This is a genomic window from Pseudomonas sp. Pf153 (assembly GCF_001269775.1).
Classification (GTDB): Bacteria; Pseudomonadota; Gammaproteobacteria; order Pseudomonadales; family Pseudomonadaceae; genus Aquipseudomonas; species Aquipseudomonas uvaldensis.
The window spans coordinates 151,153-169,887 of record NZ_LHVL01000025.1 but is presented as its reverse complement, the minus strand read 5'-3'; the positions used below and the strand labels follow the sequence as shown (position 1 = coordinate 169,887).

The window sequence follows — 18,735 nt, the reverse complement described above, 5'->3', positions numbered from 1 at the left end:
TCTGGACAGACCGCATGAGCGATAGCGTAGAACTTTTCACTGACGGCGCCTGCAAGGGCAATCCCGGCCCGGGTGGCTGGGGGGCGCTGTTGATTTACAAGGGTGTTGAAAAGGAACTCTGGGGCGGCGAAGCCAATACCACCAACAATCGCATGGAACTGATGGGCGCCATTCGTGGCCTCGAAGAACTCAAGCGGCCCTGTGACGTGTTGCTGGTGACCGATTCGCAGTACGTGATGAAAGGCATCAATGAGTGGATGGCGAACTGGAAAAAGCGCGGCTGGAAGACCGCTGCGAAAGAGCCGGTCAAGAACGCCGACCTGTGGATGCTGCTGGATGAGCAGGTCAACCGCCACAAGGTCACCTGGAAATGGGTGCGTGGCCACATCGGCCACCCCGGTAACGAACGGGCCGACCAGTTGGCCAATCGCGGGGTGGATGAGGTGCGTGGTTACAAACAGGCCTGATTCAACCCTGTCCACAAAAGTTACAGCCAGCAAAAGCTGCGGTCAGTCATTCCCCGCAGCGTGTTAAGATCCGTGCTTTTGCAAGCCTGCCCGCTGAGAACTGAACACTGATGGCCAACAGATCTGTAGTACTGGATACCGAAACCACCGGCATGCCGGTGACCGATGGTCACCGGATTATCGAAATCGGTTGTGTCGAGTTGATCGGCCGGCGCCTGACCGGTCGCCATTTCCACGTGTACCTGCAACCGGACCGCGAAAGTGACGAGGGCGCCATCGGCGTTCACGGCATCACCAATGAATTCCTGGTGGGCAAGCCGCGTTTCGCCGAAGTGGCCGACGAGTTCTTCGAGTTCATCCAGGGCGCTCAGCTGATCATCCATAACGCGGCGTTCGACGTGGGCTTCATCAACAACGAATTCGCGTTGATGGGCCAGCACGACCGGGCCGATATCAGCCAGCATTGCACCATTCTCGACACCCTGGTCATGGCCCGCGAACGGCATCCGGGGCAGCGCAACAGCCTCGATGCGTTGTGCAAGCGCTATGGCGTCGACAACTCCGGTCGTGAACTGCACGGCGCCTTGCTCGACTCCGAGATTCTGGCCGACGTCTACCTGACCATGACCGGTGGTCAGACCAGCCTGTCCCTGGCAGGCAACGCCTCGGATGGCAATGGCACCGGAGAAGGCTCGGGCAACAAGGCTTCGGAAATCCGCCGTTTGCCTGCTGATCGCCGGCCTGCCCGGATCATCCGCGCCAGTGAAAGCGACCTCGCCGAACATGCCGCGCGTCTGGAAGCCATCGCCAAGTCGGCCGGCGCTCCGGCACTGTGGACGCAGTTGGCTGAGGCTGGCCAGTGAGGGATTGACGATCGGATGCCCGTTGGGGGCAGGCTTGCTCGCCAAGGCGGTGTGTCATAAAGATGGTTGCTGAGCCACCGCTTTCGCGAGCAAGCCCGCTCCCACAAGGGGCGTTGTTTGTATTCATTTCTCGCCACAATCGCCCATACCTTCTACCCTGAGGGCACGGACAGGCTATGGATCCCGCTTGATGTACGACGTTTCGATAGGCAAGAGCAATAGATGGCGCCGTGCCGTTGATTGCCTCATGGAATGAGGAGCTTTCCCAGCATGCAACCGGTCGTGAATCCCAAACATCCTGGCCTGTCGGTGCGGGTCGTCGATGACGGCTTCGCTGCCTATATCTGGGGCAGCGATTTCAGTTTCGAAGTCAACGCCTACGGCACGGCACAGATCGGTCGTCCGGTGAGCCAGTGGCCGATCACTCCTATCGTTCCTTACAGCAAGTGTTATGGCATCGATCCTGAAGAGTTCAGCGGCTTCCACGGTGTTCCGGACAGCGAAATCTTCATGGCGTACCTGGACGACCAGCCGGTGGGCCATTTAGTGATCAGCACCAACTGGAACGGTTTCGCTCACATCGACGAACTGGCGGTGCATGCCCCGGCCCGTCGCCATGGCGTGGCCAGGGCGTTGCTCGACGTCGCCCAGTTCTGGAGCCGCAAGAAAAAACTGCCGGGAATCATGCTCGAAACCCAGAACAACAACTTGGGGGCCTGCCGGCTCTATGAACGTTGTGGTTACGTGCTGGGCGGCATCGATCACCTGCGTTATCGCGGCATCGACCGGCATACCGCCGAGGTGGCGTTGTTCTGGTACCGGCTGTTCGATGACCCGCTGGGCATGTCGGTCAGTGGCTCAGCAACGCCTCGGCTTGTTCCCTGATCAGTTCCAGCAGCGACTGGAGGGTAGGCGAGGGCGCCGTGTCGTTCAGATGCAGGGCATAGAGGCTGATGGGAACGGCGGGCGACACCGGGCACACATCCAGCCCACCCTCCTTGGCGCCCGAGGCCGTGAAGGGGTCGACGATGGCCAGCCCTTCGCCGGCCTCGACCATGGCGCGCATCATCTGATGGGTTTGTACGCGAATCTGGACCAGCGGCGCCGGGCGCAACGCCCCCAGCTTGTTGTCGAATGCGGGGCTCAACGGATCGTGACCTTCCAGCCCCACCAGCGACTGACCCGCCAGATCCTGTAGGGAGATGTACTTTTGTCGCGGTTGCAACCAGCCGTGGGGCGCCAGCAATTGCAGTTTGCCCTGGGCGATCACCTGGCAATGAATGTCCGGGTGTTCGGGATCGTGCAGGCTCAGGCCCAGGTCGCTGTCGCGCAACAGCAGGCTACGGACAATGTCGCGGGTCGGCTGGCTGAGCAGCGTGCAGGGGGCATCCGGATAACGACGACGCAGGGCGGCCATGCTGCGGGGCAACAATTGCTGGGCCAGCGGCGGGGTGCAGATGATCCGCAGCGGAGGCGCTTGATGGTGCTTCAGGCTGGCGGCCAACCGTTGTACCGGTTCGAGGGCGTCATACACGCCCGTGATGCCTTCGCGCAAATCAAGGGCTTCCCGAGTGGCTTGCAGTCGCCCGCGTACACTGGCGAACAGCATGAAGCCCAACTGGGCCTCGGCGTCGCGCAGGATCGCCTCGACCTCAGCCGTCGGCAGTTGCAGCCATTCGGCCGCCGTGCCGAGGTGGCCGGTCTGCAACAGCGCCTGGATCACTTCGATGTGGCGTAAACGCATGCAGGAAGTCCATGTTGGGCGGGTAGGCCGTTGAGTGGCTGAATCCTAACCCAAGTCCAGGTACGACTTCTGCTTAACTTATAACGCTATGGAGGTTTCAGGTTCGCGTGTCAGTTCGATCCCTGACTGCACCAGTACAAACCGGTCGTTGTCCACCTTGTTGACTCGGTCCCCGATGGCCAACTTGTAAGTAGTGACAGGCTCCTTGCCATTACCGTCCGGCGACGGGGTCGACTCCTGGAATTCATACACCGAATAGACGCGACCTTCAGCGTCTCGCGCATGAAACTGTCCGACTTGTACTGCTGCCATTGCTTAGAACCTCTGGAAATAGATCACTCGATTTGCGGTTCTGTAGACCTTGCTCACTCGCGGTAAGTTTTCCTACAAGAAAAAAATAGTCCAGACGGCAGGTTTTCGGTTTTCCGCTGGTCCAATAGTCCGCCCGATCATCTATAAATAGGGCTCCCTAATCCCGAGTCGAGAACACCAATGAGTAATGTCTACACAGTGGCTGTTTTAGTGGGTAGCCTGCGCAAGGCGTCGATCAATCGCAAAGTGGCGCTGGCCCTGGCGGATCTCGCGCCGGCCAACCTGAAGCTGGAAATCGTCGAGATCGGCGAGCTGGCGCTCTATAACGAAGACCTCGATGTCACGCCGCCAGCGGCCTATCAGACCTTTCGTCAGAAGGTCGGCGCCGCCGATGCCCTGCTGTTCGTCACGCCTGAATACAACCGCTCGGTGCCGGCCCCGTTGAAGAACGCCATCGACGTCGGCTCCCGTCCGTACGGCCAGAGTTGCCTGAGCGGCAAGCCTGGCGCGGTGATCAGCGCATCGCCGGGGGCCATCGGTGGTTTCGGTGCCAACCATCATTTGCGTCAATCCCTGGTGTTTCTCGACGTGCCTTGCATGCAACAGCCGGAAGCCTATCTGGGGGGCGCCGGGGCCGCATTCGACGAGGCGGGAAATCTGTCCGAGTCGCTGAGGCCGATTTTGCAGAAATTCATCGATGCTTACGGCAAGTGGGTCGAACAGCATAAAAAGCGCTAGTCGATAGGCCCTGAATCTGTAGGAGCAAAGCTTGCTCGCGATAGCGGCGGACCAGCCACAGCAGTTGTCGACTGATTCACCCCAATCGCGAGCAAGCTATGCTCCCACAGGTTTCGCGTCAGCCGACCTCTCGTCTTAGACCTGCTTCAACCTGTCATTCCTGACAGTAGACGCTCCCATCTCGACGCGTCTTAATAATTCCTCGGTCACGTCGCCTCTATTGCTTTATTGGCAACCCCTCAAGCATCGAGGTGTTCTCCATGGAAAAGCGATTTCCCCCGCGTTATTCGCCAAACAGCCAATCATTGGCAGGCCTTGATCCGCCTTGGTTTCCGGGCTGGACACTGTCCGTCGAGGACTTTGATGCCGGCATTCCGGCCAGGCTGGTGGAAGGTGGGCTGCTCTGCGTTGTCGATCCCTGGACCGACATGGAGATCGGCGACGCCTTCAGCCTCTACTGGAGCGACAGCACAACGCCGGTCTGGAGCACCACCATCGATCTGAACCAGAAGAACGAGCGACTGACTTTTCGGATCGATGAGGGGCATATCGTCAGAGGCGACGCTTTTCCAGTGTTCTACAGCGTGCTGCGGGTAGGCGCCACGCTGCCCATAGAGTCTCAGCCGAAGTGGAAGCTGTTTGTCAAACTCGACCCACCCGGCGGTTTCGATGAGGACCAGGGCACCCCGGGTCACTCGGGTCTGGAATATTCGATTCCCCAGGACATTATCGATAACGGCGTCGGCCCCATCGAGGCCGCGGCGGGTGTGCAGATCACCATCAAGCCCTACAAATTCATGCGCCGTAATGACCGGATCAATGTGGCCTGGGGCAACGAGAACGTCTATCGTACGGTGGCCGATGGCGAGGTGGGGCAGGAGATCATCATCACCATTCCCCCGGAGGTCATCGAGCGAGCCGACGACAGCGATGCCCTTGCCGTGGCCTATCAGGTGGTGGACGAGTGCGGCAACTATCCGGGCGGGTACTGGCGCTGGTCGGCGGTCACCTATCTTCTGGTAGATGTGAACAACAACCGGCTCGACCCGCCGCTGGTGCTGGTCAATGGCTTCCCCGTCGAGGAAATCGACCTTGCCGAACTGGCCGGGAACCCGGTCACCGTCCGAGTCACCGCCAACCGCTACGAGCACGTCATAGGTGATGTGCTGCGCATGACTTGGCGCGGCACGGCCGCCGACAGTACGCCGGTGATCGTCGGCCCGCTGGAGGAAACGGTTCAAACCATTCCCTATTTCTATGACTTCACCATTCCCTATGCCGATGTTGCGGCCATCGCCAAAGGGCGAGCCACGGTGGGTTACGTGCGGATCCGCAGTGGCGAGAAGGATCTTCCCTCGAAAACCACCTCCGTGACGGTGATCGGCGACACCCGCCAATACCTGGCCCCCGACATTGTGGAAGCCGTGGGCGGCACGCTGGATCCGGACCTGAATTTCTACACCCTGTCCATTCCGTACTACCCAGGGCGAACCGACGGCGACGAGATCATCATCGTGTGCGACGGGCGCACTTCCACCACGCTGCCGACCTACCATGAAGTGACCGCCATCGTCAGCGGGGAGGCGGTCGGCGCGCCGGTGCTGGCGAACCTGGCGAAAGAGCAGGTCAAGCGGCTCGATGGCGGCTCGCTCACGGTGTACTACAGCGTGAACGGCCAGCCCGAGTCGGAGCATTTGGCTTTGAGCGTGGGAGTTGCCGCGCCGTCATTGCCTATCCCGACGGTAGTGGAAGCACCCGACGACGTACTGAACCCGGACGACGTTAATCCCGCCATCGGCGCTAACGTGATCGCGACCTACACCGCAACCCTGCCGGAGGACAAGGTCGTGCTGCGTTGGCGCGGTTCGTCGAGCAATGCCCCTGATCAGACAAGAACACTGACCGCGAACACCGCGGGCAAAGTGGTGCCGTTTACCGTGCCGTTCAGGTACGTGACCGAGAACCTCAATGGCACCGTGGATGTCAGCTACGCCGTCACTCGTGGCACGACCTTGGTGGGCAACTCCATTGTCCGGCACCTGACGGTGGGGTCGGCCCTGGAGCTCAGGGCCCCTTCGGTCAAGGAGGCCAACGGCGCCATCCTGAACCCGGTCCAAGCCAAGGACTCGCTCCACATCGTTGTGCCGGCCAACGCCGCGCTGCTGCCCGAGGACAAACTCAAAGTCACCTGGACCGGCGCACCGGGCACGCCGGCCGGGGGGTCGTACACCTCGGAGGAATGGCCGGTCAGGGATGGCTGGGAGGTGCCTATTCCCAACAGCGTGGTGGCGTTCAACCTGGGCAAGGCGGTGACGGTGACCTACACGGTGATCCAGAACGGCGTGGAGTCGCCGCCGTCGGATGCGTTTGTGTTGAATGTACAAGCGATGCCGGTGGCGAGCCTGACGATACCGTTGATTCCGCAGGCGGCGCAGGGAGGACTTGGTACGGAGTTGGATCTGGGGACATTTACCGGACATGCTCGTGTCACTGTCGCCCCCTGGCCGTTGATTGCCGTTGATCAACGAGTCTGGCTGAAGTGTGAAGGGACTGCGAGCGATGGCTCGGATTACACGATTCCGCTTTATATCGGCTCAGAGGTCACCTCAAGCCAAGTGGCCGGCGGGCTCTCCACGACGCTATCACGGAGCGAGCTTGAGAAGCTTCGCGATGGTTCTGATCTCAAGGTTGTGCTACTGGTGACGTTCAATCGCACTAATAATCAGAGTGAGGCGGTTACCTTTCCGCTGCGCACCTATACGGTTAAGGTTGGCACGTACACAACCGGTACTGAGACATTCGAAGATGAGCCATCCATCTACCAGATAATGCCGGGAGAAAAACGAGTTACCGCACATGATTTGACCTTGACCTGCATCGCTGTGGACCAAGAGCCGTATGTACTGGTAGATCCGAAGCACGCTTTTTTAGGTGGATACCTCGGCCTCAACTTCGTATCCCATCCTGGAACAGCGCATGTAACCGTTGAGTTCCCAGGCGCGGGGGCAACCAGATCATGCTCCATTGAGTACAGGACCAATCAACATGATACTCCCAATCCTGAGCAAGGCGTGATGATTGAGGTCATGGGCGGGAACGTTGTACTCGACTCGCGAATACACAAGGAGGGAGAAATCAAAGACACATGGAATTTCACAACTTTAGCTGGACAAATAGCGACTGGGTACCGGCTGACAGCGAACGGCAGAGGGACACTCAGCGGTAATCTAGCGCTGTTCGTCCTTGCCATTACGTGGAATTCCTAACCCGACCGGGAAAAAGGCGACGCATTTATTCAGGACAAAACACCCTGTGAAAGCGAGGAAACTCGCTTTCACAGGCCCGAGCTTGCCGAAACCGCGACAACGCCATCCTTCAGCCTCCGGCTACACCGCCTTGCGCCATTGCCTACAACTGCGCCAGAATCCGCTGGCTTGTGCGCCTGGGGGGCGGGTTCTATCGTTTGCGGGTTGCTGACGAATCAGCGACCGGGTTTGGTAGCCCGTCTTCCACATGGCGTATAGCGTTACCTTGTGCATGCCTTTTGGCTTGTCTGATGGTGGCCATGCGCAGGGCGTCTTCGGGCGCGCCGGTTTTCCATGTGGGCCGGTCTACCAACCTTCGTATGGCCGCCACCCTTTGTTTGGTAGCAAGGGTGATGGCTCCTTATGAGCACACATGGAGCGTCATCTTATGTTTAAAGTTACCCCCAATCCGCCAGAAGCCGATCCAGAATCGAGCGCCCTCGACAAAGCCGCCAAACGCGCCCTCGATTTCTACCTCAAGCCCGACTCCGAAACCGACCCACCCCCAGGCCAACTCTTCACCGTGGTGAACGGCATCGACACCGAATGCCTGCTCGCCAACCTCAGCGAAACCCTGGCCTCGGCCGATGCCATGATCAGCGACCTGGCCTTCGAACTGGAAGGTTCGCGCCGGCATGTGGCGTTGGGCATCCAGCAGTTGATCGAGCTGGGTGGGCTGCTGGCGAACCGCGCACTGGATAAGGTCGACGCACGCTAGTCGATACAGCCTATAAACCTGTGGGAGCAAGGCTTGCCCGCGATGACGGCGGTACATTCAATAGGGATGCAAGCTGGTCCGCCGCTATCGCGAGCAAGCTATGCTCCCACAGGTTTTGTGCCAGTTCGCCATTCGTCTTAAACCTGCTTCCACCTGTGAGTTCTGACAGTAGCCGTCCCGGTCCGGCAGCGGTCTGATAACCCCATCGTCTGAATGCTTCACGACAAAGGGAATCCGACCATGACCGATTCATTAACAGTTCCCGATCAAACGGTGCTGAATCTGTCCCAAATGCTGGTCCTCGCATTCTTTCTATTGACCTTAGGAACTGCCGAAGCGGCCGTGCCTTCGGACACTTCAGAACAAGGTCCATGGGGAGATTGGGGCGCGCCTGCTTACTGCCCTGCGAATCAATATGTCTGGGGCTTCCGGGTCAAGGGTGAACCCTATCAAGGCAGTGGCGATGATTCGGCATTGAATGCAATCCAGCTCATCTGTAAGGACACCAATACCGGGGCGAAAACGTACATTCGCAGTCTCGAAGGGAGGTGGGGAACCTGGGGCAAGGATCACCTCTGCCAGGAGGCCCCCGCTATCAGGTTTGCCATTCAAGTAGAGCGGTTCCAGGGCAGGGATAAGGAAAAAGGCTCCAAGGATGATACGGCTGCCGGCAATATCAAAATGACTTGCGGGTCGGAAACTCTAGTGGGTGATCCGCCCGCTGCGTGGGGGGATTGGACCCGGTTCTATAGTTGCCTTGATGAGGGCGTTAAAAAGATAAAAGGGTTCCGGACCAAAGTGGAGCCTGATCAGGGCAATGGTGACGATACGGCCCTGAATGCAATGCAGGTGTACTGTGATTATTAGAAAAGCCTTGCCTGATTTATCTGTTCTTGTGAGTGAACAGCATCGGTGCATTGATCCCCGCTTTACCGAATATTTGGACTTCCATATATTCACCCTTCGCTCATCCAGAAGTCTCCCACCATGCCCAATCCCCCCACACCCGTCGACATCTTCAAGGCCCTGGCCGACGACACCCGTACCCGCATCGCGCTGTTGGTGGCTCGGGAAGGGGAGTTGTGTGTCTGTGAACTCACCGCCGCCCTGGACCTGAGCCAGCCGAAGATCTCCCGGCATCTGGCGCAGTTGCGTCATGCGGGCCTGCTCAGCGACCGGCGGCAAGGGCAGTGGGTTTATTACCGTTTGCACCCGCAATTGCCAGCCTGGGTCGGCACCCTGCTGGAGCAGGCGCTGGCGGCGAGCACAGAGTGGCTGGCGGAAGATGCCCGGCGTTTGACCGCGATGGCCGACCGTCCAGTGCGTTGCTGCTGATCTTTTCTACATTTTCCTCAAGGCTGTTGTGCATGCTCATTGCGTCGTTGATTTTCCTGCTGACCATTACCCTCGTGATCTGGCAACCCAAGGGGCTGGGCGTCGGTTGGAGTGCCACCCTCGGTGCCGTTCTGGCCCTGTTGAGCGGGGTGGTGCAGGTCGGTGACATTGCCCTGGTGTGGCACATCATCTGGAACGCCACCGGCACGTTCGTCGCGCTGATCATCATCAGCCTGTTGCTGGACGAGGCGGGTTTCTTCGCCTGGGCGGCGCTGCACGTGGCTCGCTGGGGGCGGGGCAACGGACGCAAACTGTTTGCCTTCATGGTGTTGCTCGGTGCGTTGGTGTCGGCGCTGTTTGCCAATGACGGCGCGGCGCTGATCCTGACGCCCATCGTGATCTCCATGCTGCTGGCCCTGCGCTTTTCCCCGGCGGCGACCCTGGCCTTCGTGATGGGCGCCGGCTTCATTGCCGACACGGCGAGCCTGCCGCTGGTGGTGTCGAACCTGGTCAACATCGTGTCGGCGGATTTCTTCGGCATCGGCTTCAACCGCTACGCCTCGGTGATGGTGCCGGTGAACCTGGTGGCGGTGGCGGCGAGCCTGGGGATCCTGCTGTGGTTCTTCCGGCGCGATATCCCCCGTGATTACGATCCGGATCAACTGGACGACCCGGCGAGTGCGATCCACGACACGGCCACGTTCTACGCCGGCTGGGTGGTGTTGGCGATCCTGTTGCTGGGCTGTTTCGCCCTGGAGCCGCTGGGCATTCCCATCAGCGCGATTTCGGCTGTCTGCGCCGCGTTGCTGCTGGCGGTCGCCGCTCGCGGCCACAAGATCTCCACCCGCAAGGCCATGAAAGAGGCGCCCTGGCAGATCGTGATTTTTTCCCTGGGCATGTATTTGGTGGTCTACGGGCTGCGCAATGCCGGCCTGACCGATTACCTGTCCCGGTGGCTCGATGTTTTCGCCGGCTATGGGGTGTGGGGCGCGGCCATGGGGACCGGGTTGCTGACGGCGCTGCTTTCGTCGGTGATGAACAACCTGCCGACGGTGCTGGTCGGCGCTTTGTCCATCGACGCCAGTCAGACCACTGGGGTGGTGAAGGAGGCAATGGTCTATGCCAATGTGATCGGCAGCGACCTGGGGCCGAAAATCACCCCCATTGGCAGCCTGGCCACTTTGCTCTGGCTGCATGTGTTGGCGCGCAAGGACATCCGGATCGGCTGGGGGTATTACTTCAAGGTCGGGGTTGTGTTGACGGTGCCGGTATTGCTGGTGACGTTGGCGGCGCTGGCCTTGCGGTTGTCGTTCTAGACCGCGGCGGCCTCTTCGCGAGCAAGCCCGCTCCCACATTGGAATGCATTCCCTTGTGGGAGCGGGCTTGCTCGCGAAGGCGGTGGTCCGAGCCCAGCAACATTCAGGTATTACCCGGCACATCCGGCCAAAGATCCGCCACCAGGAACACCCGCTCGGCTTCTTCCCACTCGCCGCCGGCGTTTTCGGTCAGGCGCACCATCAACTGGGCCGGGGCCATAGGGTCAAGTGCCCCAAGCCACGTCCGCAATTGTCCGGCGTTCCAGGTCTGGTCCGCCGGATAATGCGCCGGCGCCAGCCAGGCGGCGCGGGGCAGGGGTTGCCAGCGGCCCGGTGGGCGTTGGGCGATGAAGGCCGGCCAGTCGCGCTGGTGCAGCCAGCTACCCCGTAAGTGCCTGGGATGCGCGCCGGCTGGCGGTTCGGCGTGGCCGGGCCAGGGGTAAAGCAGGTAGCCCCCCAGCCAGAGTTCGGAGCGGAACGACTCGATGCCGGAAGGCTCGACGCCCAGCGCCGACAGGGCGTCGCGGCTTTCCGGGCGCGCCGATATCGGCAACTGGTGTTCACGCAGATGAGTCAGTTTGCGGTCGAGCCGGTCGTGACAGCCCGGGCCGAGCCATTGCGCGCTGTCCTGCCCGTTGCCGTCCTGAGGGCCCAAGTACAACTTGATCGCCAGTTCCAGATGATGGACGCCATCGCCGTCGCGCAGCAGCAGGTCCAGCTCGCCCAAGGTCTGGCCTAGATGGCGGATCGGCAGGTTCGCGGCGATCAGTTCGATGCCCGGTGCATGCTGCACGGCGAACTGCCACAACCTTTCGTAATACAGGCCCAGGCGCCGGGTCCGGGCCTGGGACAGGCAGTGCAGCAGGGGATAGCTGTCGCGGTCCAGTTGCCGCAGCCAATGTGCCAGGCGATCAGGTTCGCGCACCCAGTCACTGCCGGTCAGCGGATGGCGTTGGGGCCAGGGCGCGTCGATGAGCATCGGCGGGGCGAGGATCACCCACGCCAGATCGCGCACCTCGGGGTGGCGCAAGCGGCGGGGCAGGTCCAGCAGTTCGGGAAAGAGGATCATTTTGCGAGCATAGCCTGCCGCGACGGCTTAAAGCATTTTGTCTATGGGCCGCTTTCGCCCATAATCGGGTTTTTCGCCCGTCGCAGACCCTCGCAGGAGCCCCATGGAGCAATTTCGCAATATCGGCATCATCGGTCGCCTGGGCAGTTCACAGGTGTTGGACACCGTTCGCCGCCTCAAACGTTTCCTCCTGGAGCGGCACCTGCATGTGATCCTCGAAGACACCATCGCCGAAGTGCTGCCGGGCCACGGCTTGCAGACATCGTCGCGCAAGATGCTGGGCGAAGTCTGCGACATGGTGATCGTGGTCGGCGGTGACGGCAGCCTGTTGGGCGCCGCGCGGGCCCTGGCGCGGCACAACATTCCGGTGCTGGGGATCAACCGGGGCAGCCTGGGGTTCCTGACCGATATCCGCCCGGACGAGCTGGAAACCAAGGTCGCCGAAGTGCTGGACGGCCACTACCTGGTGGAAAACCGCTTCCTGCTGCAGGCCGAGGTGCGCCGTCACGCCGAGGCCATCGGCCAGGGCGATGCCCTCAACGACGTGGTGCTGCACCCCGGCAAATCCACGCGCATGATCGAGTTCGAGCTGTACATCGACGGCCAGTTCGTCTGCAGCCAGAAGGCCGACGGCCTGATCGTCGCCACGCCTACCGGCTCCACGGCCTATGCGTTGTCGGCGGGTGGACCGATCATGCATCCCAAGCTCGACGCTATTGTGGTTGTGCCCATGTATCCCCATACCTTGTCTGGGCGACCCATCGTGGTCGATGGCAACAGTGAGCTGAAAATCGTCGTGTCCAAGGATATGCAGATCTACCCGCAAGTGTCCTGTGACGGCCAGAACCATTTCACCTGCGCGCCGGGTGACACCATCACCGTCAGCAAAAAGGCGCAGAAGCTGCGCCTGATTCATCCGCTTGACCACAATTACTACGAAGTCTGCCGGACCAAGCTCGGCTGGGGCAGTCGGTTGGGAGGAAGGGGCGACTGATGCTCGATCCTGCGCGAAGTTACGACCTGATCGGTGACGTGCACGGATGCGCCCTGACCCTGGAACACCTGCTGGACCGTCTCGGTTACCAGAAGCAGGGTGGGGTCTGGCGGCATCGGTCACGCATGGCCGTGTTCCTGGGCGATATCATCGACCGGGGCCCGCGTATCCGCGAGGCGCTGCACATCGTCCACGACATGGTGGTGGCCGGCCAGGCGCTGTGCATCATGGGCAACCATGAGTTCAACGCCCTGGGCTGGAGCACCCCGGCGTTGCCCGGCAGTGGCCAACGCTATGTGCGCGAGCACACGCCGCGCCATGCCCGACTGCTCAACGAAACCCTGACTCAGTTCGAACACCACCCCGGCGACTGGCACGATTTCCTCGCCTGGTTCTACGAACTGCCACTGTTCGTCGACGCCGGTCGGTTCCGAGTGGTGCATGCCTGTTGGGACGCTGGCCTGATCGAGCCGCTGCGGGGGCTTTTCCCGGATGGCTGCGTCGACGAGCATTTTCTCCAGGCTTCGGCGCAATCGGGCAGCTTTGCCTGCACGGTGTTCGACCGTCTGCTGCGCGGCACCGACATGCGCCTGCCCCATGGCATGACCCTGACCGGCGGCGATGGCCTGACCCGTTCGTTCTTCCGCACCAAGTTCTGGGAGGACGACCCGCAGACCTACGGCGATATTGTCTTCCAGCCCGACGCCTTGCCCGAACCGGTGGCGCGCAGGCTTCTGTCTCCCGATGAAAAGAACAACCTGCTGCGTTACGGCATCGATGAACCGCTGCTGTTCGTCGGTCACTACTGGCGTAGCGGCAAACCCGCGCTGATTCGTCCGAACCTGGCGTGCCTGGATTACAGCGCCGTGCTCTACGGCAAACTGGCGGCCTATCGCCTGGACCAGGAAACCCACCTGGATCCGAACAAGTTCGTCTGGGTCGATGTGGAACGACCGGAGGTGGTAAAGTGACCGCTGTCGCTGTGTTGCGTTTACCCCTGGCCCAAGACCTGAGCGGTTTCGTCAAGTTGCTGCAACGCATGCAGGTGCCTCACCGCGTCAGCGAAGAGGCGGGCGAACAGGTGCTGTGGGTGCCGGACGACATCAGCGAGGACGTGCGCTCCCTGTACGAACGCTTTCCGGCGGGTGATCCCGAGCAACAGCTGGAGCTGCCTGTCAGCAGTACCACCCCACGGCGACCGGGTTTCGTCGAGCAATTGACCCGCAGTCCGATCACCGCCCTGGTGTTGCTGCTGAGCCTGATCGTTGGCGCGGTCACCTTGCTGGGCGACAATCTTGGAACCTTGCGCTGGCTGACCTTCCTGGAATTTCGCGTCGTCGGCGACTACATCCATTTCACCCCCCTGGCAGACAGCCTGGCGGCGGGGCAGTGGTGGCGCCTGGTGACGCCGATGCTGATCCACTTCGGTTTCCTGCACATTGCCATGAATGGCATGTGGTACTGGGAACTGGGCCGCCGGATCGAAGCGCGCCAGGGCGGCATCAACCTGCTGGGGCTGACGCTGCTGTTCAGTCTCGTATCCAATTTTGCCCAGTATTTCTTCAGCGGGCCGACCCTGTTCGGTGGGTTGTCCGGGGTGCTGTACGGCTTGCTGGGGCATTGCTGGATCTATCAACTGCTGGCGCCAAACCCCGCCTATCACTTGCCCCGTGGGGTGCTGGTGATGATGCTGGTGTGGCTGCTGCTGTGCCTGTCCGGGCTGGTTTCGCTGATCGGCTTCGGCGACATCGCCAACGCGGCCCACGTCGGCGGGCTGCTCGTCGGTTGCTTCACAGGGCTGTTGGGTGGGCTGTTCGCTCGCCGTAAAATGGCCCCCTGACCGGCGCCTGTGCCTCTTGAATATGCGCGATAGCGCGGAGAACCTATGTCTTCGTTCAACGAAATGATCAAAAACATCACCCCCGACATCTACCGCAGCCTGAAACTGGCGGTGGAGATCGGTAAATGGGCCGACGGCAACAAGCTCACCGCCGAGCAGCGCGAGCTATCGTTGCAGGCGATGATCGCCTGGGAAATCCAGAACCTGCCCGAGGAAGAGCGCACCGGCTACATGGGCCCGCAGGAGTGCCAGTCGAAGGCGCACGAAGTGCCGAACATCCTGTTCAAGTCGGATGCCATCCATTGATCGAGATTGGCCGCGGTGCAATCAGCAAGATGTCGGCGCGCCTTGACGGGCCGACCGTGCAATATGCCTTTCGCCTGGGTGATGTCGAGGTGCCGGTCAACCCGCTGATCGGCAGCACGGTGCGCCTGGAGTTTCTCGGTGCGATCCATTGCACCCACTGCGGGCGCAGGACCAAGACCAGCTTCAGCCAGGGTTATTGCTACCCGTGCATGACCAAGCTGGCGCAATGCGACGTGTGCATCATGAGCCCCGAGCGCTGCCATTTCGAGGCTGGCACCTGCCGCGAACCGGCCTGGGGCGAGCAATTCTGCATGACCGCTCATGTGGTCTACCTGGCGAACTCGTCAGGCGTGAAGGTCGGCATCACCCGCGCCACGCAACTGCCGACCCGCTGGCTCGACCAGGGCGCCAGCCAGGCGCTGCCGATCCTGAGGGTCGCCACGCGCCAGCAGTCGGGGTTCGTCGAAGACCTGTTCCGCAGCCAGGTGGCGGACAAGACCAATTGGCGCGCCTTGCTCAAGGGCGACGCGGTGGCGGTGGACCTGCCGAAGATCCGTGATTCGCTGTTCGAAAGCTGTGCCGAGGGATTGCAGGGCTTGCAGGAACGATTCGGCCTGCAGGCGATCCAGACCATAGCGGACGTCGAACCGATCGAGATCCGTTATCCGGTGGAGCAGTACCCGGCCAAGATCGTCAGTTTCAACCTGGACAAGGACCCGATTGCCGAAGGCACGCTGCTGGGGATCAAGGGCCAGTACCTGATTTTCGACACCGGCGTGATCAACATTCGTAAGTACACGGCCTATCAGCTCGCCGTGCATCAGTAGAAGGATTCGACCCATGCGCACCGAACAACCGAAGATGATTTACCTGAAGGATTATCAGGCGCCCGAGTACCTGATCGATGAGACGCACCTGACCTTTGAGTTGTTCGAGGACCACAGCCTGGTCCATGCGCAACTGGTGATGCGCCGCAACCCCGAGCGCGGTGCCGGACTGCCGCCGCTGGTGCTGGATGGCCAGCATTTGGAACTGCTGTCGGTCAAGCTGGACGATGCCGATCTGAGCCCAAGTGATTACCAATTGGACGACAACCACCTGACCCTGCATCCAAAGACGCAGGCGTTCACGGTCGACACCAGCGTGCGGATCCACCCGGAAACCAACACCGCCCTGGAAGGCCTGTACAAATCCGGCAGCATGTTCTGCACCCAGTGCGAGGCCGAGGGTTTCCGCAAGATCACCTATTACCTCGACCGCCCGGATGTGATGAGCAAATTCACCACCACCGTGGTGGCCGAGCAGCACAGCTATCCGGTGCTGCTGTCCAACGGCAACCCGATTGCCAGCGGCCCGGGCGAAGACGGCCGGCACTGGGCGACCTGGGAAGATCCATTCAAGAAGCCTGCCTACCTGTTCGCTCTGGTGGCCGGTGACCTGTGGTGCGTCGAAGACACCTTCACCACCATGACCGAACGCACGGTGGCGCTGCGCATCTACGTCGAGCCGGAAAACATCGATAAATGCCAGCACGCCATGACCAGCCTGAAGAAGTCCATGCGCTGGGACGAAGAGGTCTACGGGCGCGAGTACGACCTGGACATCTTCATGATCGTCGCGGTCAACGATTTCAACATGGGCGCCATGGAGAACAAGGGCCTCAACATCTTCAACTCCAGTGCCGTGCTGGCCCGCGCCGAGACCGCCACCGACGCCGCGCACCAGCGGGTCGAGGCCATCGTCGCCCACGAGTATTTCCATAACTGGTCGGGTAACCGCGTGACCTGCCGCGACTGGTTCCAGCTGTCCCTCAAGGAAGGTTTCACGGTGTTCCGCGATGCCGGGTTCTCCGCCGACATGAACTCCGCCACCGTCAAGCGCATCCAGGACGTGGCTTACCTGCGTACCCACCAGTTTGCCGAAGACGCCGGCCCCATGGCCCACCCGGTGCGTCCGGACAGTTTCATCGAGATTTCCAACTTCTACACCCTGACCGTGTACGAAAAGGGCTCGGAAGTGGTCGGCATGATCCACACCCTGTTGGGGCCGGAAGGTTTCCGCAAGGGCAGCGACCTGTACTTCCAGCGCCACGACGGCCAGGCCGTGACTTGCGACGATTTCGTCAAAGCCATGGAAGACGCCAACGGCGTCGACCTGAGCCAGTTCAAGCGCTGGTACAGCCAGGCCGGCACACCACGGCTGGCGGTAAGCGAATCCTACGATGCCGCGGCGAAGACCTACAGCCTGACCTTCCGCCAGAGCTGCCCGCCGACGCCGGACAAGGCGGAAAAACTGCCGTTCGTGATTCCGGTGGAATTGGGGCTGCTGGACGGCAAGGGAGCTGAAATGCCACTGCGCCTGAGCGGGGAAGCCGCTGCGAACGGCACGTCCCGGGTGATCTCGGTGACCGAAGCCGAGCAGACCTTCACCTTTGTCGACATTGCCGAAAAACCGCTGCCTTCGTTGCTGCGCGGCTTCTCGGCACCGGTGAAGCTGAGCTTCCCGTACGACCGTGACCAGTTGATGTTCCTGATGCAGCATGACAGCGATGGTTTCAACCGCTGGGATGCCGGCCAGCAGTTGTCGGTGCAGGTGTTGCAGGAGCTGATCGCCCAGCATCAGAAGGGCGAAAGCCTGGTGCTGGATCCACGCCTGGTCACTGCGTTGCGCACCGTGCTGTCGGACGACACCCTGGATCAAGCCATGGTTGCGGAAATGCTCTCGCTGCCAAGCGAAGCCTATCTGACGGAAATCAGCGAAGTGGCCGACGTGGAAGCGATCCACGCCGCTCGTGAATTCGCACGCCAGCAACTGGCCGACAACCTGTTCGAAGCCCTGTGGCTGCGCTACGAGGCCAACCGCGATCTGTCGAAACGTACGCCGTATGTGGCCGAGGCCGAGCATTTCGCCCGTCGTGCCTTGCAGAACATCGCGCTGTCGTACCTGATGCTGACCGGCAAGCCTGAAGTGCTGAGTGCGACCCTGGAGCAGTTCGACACCGCCGACAACATGACCGAACGCCTCACGGCGCTGGCGGTGTTGGTCAACTCGCCCTTCGAAACCGAGAAGGCCAGGGCACTGGAAGTGTTCGCGGAAAACTTCAAGGGCAACCCGCTGGTCATGGACCAGTGGTTCAGCGTCCAGGCCGGCAGCCCGCTGCCCGGTGGGCTGGAGCGGGTCAAGGCGTTGATGGAACACCCGGCGTTCAACATCAAGAACCCGAACAAGGTGAGGGCGCTGATCGGTGCATTCGCCGGGCAGAACCTGATCAACTTCCATGCCGCCGACGGCTCGGGCTACCGCTTCCTGGCGGACCTGGTGATCCAGCTCAACGGCTTCAACCCGCAGATCGCCTCGCGGCAACTGGCGCCTTTGACCCGCTGGCGTAAATACGACAGCGTCCGCCAGGCCCTGATGAAGGCCGAGCTGGAGCGCATCCTGGCCTCCGGCGGGCTGTCCAGCGATGTGTTCGAGGTGGTGAGCAAGAGCCTGGCGTGATGTGAGTGCTGCGGTCTACCTTCGAGACCGCAGTGCTTTCTTCGCGAGCAAGCCCGCTCCCACAGGGGATTTTTGTTGGGCATGAGTCTTGTGTCCGACGCCAATCCCTTGTGGGAGCGGGCTTGCTCGCGAAGGGCGCACCACCGATATCCCCCGAAATACATCCAGCCATCACCCCACCGAATACCCCGCCATTCACCCCCTGCGCCAACCCTTGCGGTTAACAAAAG

General features: G+C 61.1%; 18 protein-coding genes. 15 read left to right on the top strand and 3 right to left on the bottom strand.

Annotated elements, in window-relative coordinates:
- The first annotated feature begins 14 nt into the window (after positions 1 to 14).
- The 3 genes from rnhA (at position 15) to AD666_RS16115 (ending at position 2,215) form a co-directional block, all read left to right on the top strand.
- Complete coding sequence (gene rnhA, locus AD666_RS16125) at positions 15 to 467, top strand: ribonuclease HI (protein ID WP_053153835.1); 453 nt, start codon at positions 15 to 17, stop codon at positions 465 to 467.
- A 110-nt stretch (positions 468 to 577) separates the two neighbouring features.
- Positions 578 to 1,330, top strand: a complete 753-nt coding sequence (dnaQ, locus tag AD666_RS16120) for a DNA polymerase III subunit epsilon (protein ID WP_053153832.1) — start codon at positions 578 to 580, stop codon at positions 1,328 to 1,330.
- 270 nt (positions 1,331 to 1,600) lie between these two features.
- A complete protein-coding gene (locus tag AD666_RS16115) occupies positions 1,601 to 2,215 on the top strand; it encodes a GNAT family N-acetyltransferase (protein WP_053153829.1) in 615 nt (204 codons plus the stop codon).
- On the opposite strand, the gene AD666_RS16110 is transcribed toward AD666_RS16115, so the two are convergent.
- Positions 2,181 to 3,074, bottom strand: coding sequence for a LysR family transcriptional regulator (locus AD666_RS16110; RefSeq protein ID WP_053153826.1), 894 nt, complete (start codon positions 3,072 to 3,074; stop codon positions 2,181 to 2,183). The two genes, AD666_RS16115 and AD666_RS16110, sit on opposite strands and share 35 nt — an antisense overlap.
- A gap of 78 nt (positions 3,075 to 3,152) precedes the next feature.
- Positions 3,153 to 3,386 (bottom strand): hypothetical protein, encoded by a 234-nt coding sequence (locus tag AD666_RS16105; RefSeq protein WP_053153823.1) that lies wholly within the window; start codon positions 3,384 to 3,386, stop codon positions 3,153 to 3,155.
- A 180-nt stretch (positions 3,387 to 3,566) separates the two neighbouring features.
- Here AD666_RS16105 and AD666_RS16100 point away from each other — a divergent pair, with 180 nt between their 5' ends.
- The 6 genes from AD666_RS16100 (at position 3,567) to AD666_RS16075 (ending at position 10,798) form a co-directional block, all read left to right on the top strand.
- Positions 3,567 to 4,124, top strand: coding sequence for an NADPH-dependent FMN reductase (locus tag AD666_RS16100; protein ID WP_053153820.1), 558 nt, complete (start codon positions 3,567 to 3,569; stop codon positions 4,122 to 4,124).
- Between the two features lie 260 nt (positions 4,125 to 4,384).
- On the top strand, positions 4,385 to 7,390 hold the full coding sequence (locus AD666_RS16095) for a hypothetical protein (RefSeq protein WP_053153817.1): 3,006 nt from the start codon (positions 4,385 to 4,387) through the stop codon (positions 7,388 to 7,390).
- Between the two features lie 427 nt (positions 7,391 to 7,817).
- A complete protein-coding gene (locus AD666_RS16090; protein WP_053153814.1) occupies positions 7,818 to 8,147 on the top strand; it encodes a DUF6124 family protein in 330 nt (109 codons plus the stop codon).
- Between the two features lie 240 nt (positions 8,148 to 8,387).
- On the top strand, positions 8,388 to 9,014 hold the full coding sequence (locus tag AD666_RS16085; RefSeq protein ID WP_053153811.1) for a hypothetical protein: 627 nt from the start codon (positions 8,388 to 8,390) through the stop codon (positions 9,012 to 9,014).
- 120 nt (positions 9,015 to 9,134) lie between these two features.
- The gene (locus tag AD666_RS16080; protein WP_053153808.1) at positions 9,135 to 9,482 is read left to right on the top strand and encodes a metalloregulator ArsR/SmtB family transcription factor; all 348 of its coding nucleotides are present in this window, start codon (positions 9,135 to 9,137) and stop codon (positions 9,480 to 9,482) included.
- A 32-nt stretch (positions 9,483 to 9,514) separates the two neighbouring features.
- A complete protein-coding gene (locus tag AD666_RS16075) occupies positions 9,515 to 10,798 on the top strand; it encodes an arsenic transporter (RefSeq protein WP_053153805.1) in 1,284 nt (427 codons plus the stop codon).
- A gap of 103 nt (positions 10,799 to 10,901) precedes the next feature.
- Here AD666_RS16075 and AD666_RS16070 read toward each other — a convergent pair whose 3' ends face one another.
- On the bottom strand, positions 10,902 to 11,867 hold the full coding sequence (locus AD666_RS16070) for a DUF1853 family protein (RefSeq protein WP_053153804.1): 966 nt from the start codon (positions 11,865 to 11,867) through the stop codon (positions 10,902 to 10,904).
- A 103-nt stretch (positions 11,868 to 11,970) separates the two neighbouring features.
- Between AD666_RS16070 and AD666_RS16065 the strand changes: the two genes are divergently transcribed.
- From AD666_RS16065 to pepN, 6 genes are read left to right on the top strand one after another with little or no spacing between them, the layout of a single operon-like run.
- Positions 11,971 to 12,861, top strand: a complete 891-nt coding sequence (locus AD666_RS16065; RefSeq protein ID WP_053153802.1) for an NAD(+) kinase — start codon at positions 11,971 to 11,973, stop codon at positions 12,859 to 12,861.
- On the top strand, positions 12,858 to 13,832 hold the full coding sequence (locus AD666_RS16060; RefSeq protein WP_371259601.1) for a metallophosphoesterase: 975 nt from the start codon (positions 12,858 to 12,860) through the stop codon (positions 13,830 to 13,832). The genes AD666_RS16065 and AD666_RS16060 overlap by 4 nt, the downstream gene beginning before the upstream one ends.
- Positions 13,829 to 14,701, top strand: a complete 873-nt coding sequence (locus AD666_RS16055; RefSeq protein ID WP_053153796.1) for a rhomboid family intramembrane serine protease — start codon at positions 13,829 to 13,831, stop codon at positions 14,699 to 14,701. The genes AD666_RS16060 and AD666_RS16055 overlap by 4 nt, the downstream gene beginning before the upstream one ends.
- Positions 14,702 to 14,746: 45 nt before the next feature.
- Positions 14,747 to 15,007 carry a YeaC family protein gene (locus AD666_RS16050; RefSeq protein WP_053153794.1) on the top strand — a complete coding sequence of 87 codons (261 nt, stop codon included), beginning with the start codon at positions 14,747 to 14,749 and terminating at the stop codon, positions 15,005 to 15,007.
- Positions 15,004 to 15,834: a DUF2797 domain-containing protein gene (locus AD666_RS16045; protein WP_053153791.1), complete on the top strand. Its 831-nt coding sequence runs from the start codon at positions 15,004 to 15,006 to the stop codon at positions 15,832 to 15,834. The genes AD666_RS16050 and AD666_RS16045 overlap by 4 nt, the downstream gene beginning before the upstream one ends.
- 13 nt (positions 15,835 to 15,847) lie before the next feature.
- Positions 15,848 to 18,505 (top strand): aminopeptidase N, encoded by a 2,658-nt coding sequence (gene pepN, locus AD666_RS16040; protein WP_053153788.1) that lies wholly within the window; start codon positions 15,848 to 15,850, stop codon positions 18,503 to 18,505.
- The last annotated feature ends 230 nt before the right edge of the window (positions 18,506 to 18,735 follow it).

What these genes read in the sequence shown, in the direction of transcription:
- rnhA (WP_053153835.1), top strand. Translation starts at nt 15, where the DNA reads ATGAGCGATAGCGTAGAACTTTTCACTGACGGCGCCTGCAAGGGCAAT.
- dnaQ (WP_053153832.1), top strand. Translation starts at nt 578, where the DNA reads ATGGCCAACAGATCTGTAGTACTGGATACCGAAACCACCGGCATGCCG.
- AD666_RS16115 (WP_053153829.1), top strand. Translation starts at nt 1,601, where the DNA reads ATGCAACCGGTCGTGAATCCCAAACATCCTGGCCTGTCGGTGCGGGTC.
- AD666_RS16110 (WP_053153826.1), bottom strand. Translation starts at nt 3,074, where the DNA reads ATGCGTTTACGCCACATCGAAGTGATCCAGGCGCTGTTGCAGACCGGC.
- AD666_RS16105 (WP_053153823.1), bottom strand. Translation starts at nt 3,386, where the DNA reads ATGGCAGCAGTACAAGTCGGACAGTTTCATGCGCGAGACGCTGAAGGT.
- AD666_RS16100 (WP_053153820.1), top strand. Translation starts at nt 3,567, where the DNA reads ATGAGTAATGTCTACACAGTGGCTGTTTTAGTGGGTAGCCTGCGCAAG.
- AD666_RS16095 (WP_053153817.1), top strand. Translation starts at nt 4,385, where the DNA reads ATGGAAAAGCGATTTCCCCCGCGTTATTCGCCAAACAGCCAATCATTG.
- AD666_RS16090 (WP_053153814.1), top strand. Translation starts at nt 7,818, where the DNA reads ATGTTTAAAGTTACCCCCAATCCGCCAGAAGCCGATCCAGAATCGAGC.
- AD666_RS16085 (WP_053153811.1), top strand. Translation starts at nt 8,388, where the DNA reads ATGACCGATTCATTAACAGTTCCCGATCAAACGGTGCTGAATCTGTCC.
- AD666_RS16080 (WP_053153808.1), top strand. Translation starts at nt 9,135, where the DNA reads ATGCCCAATCCCCCCACACCCGTCGACATCTTCAAGGCCCTGGCCGAC.
- AD666_RS16075 (WP_053153805.1), top strand. Translation starts at nt 9,515, where the DNA reads ATGCTCATTGCGTCGTTGATTTTCCTGCTGACCATTACCCTCGTGATC.
- AD666_RS16070 (WP_053153804.1), bottom strand. Translation starts at nt 11,867, where the DNA reads ATGATCCTCTTTCCCGAACTGCTGGACCTGCCCCGCCGCTTGCGCCAC.
- AD666_RS16065 (WP_053153802.1), top strand. Translation starts at nt 11,971, where the DNA reads ATGGAGCAATTTCGCAATATCGGCATCATCGGTCGCCTGGGCAGTTCA.
- AD666_RS16050 (WP_053153794.1), top strand. Translation starts at nt 14,747, where the DNA reads ATGTCTTCGTTCAACGAAATGATCAAAAACATCACCCCCGACATCTAC.
- pepN (WP_053153788.1), top strand. Translation starts at nt 15,848, where the DNA reads ATGCGCACCGAACAACCGAAGATGATTTACCTGAAGGATTATCAGGCG.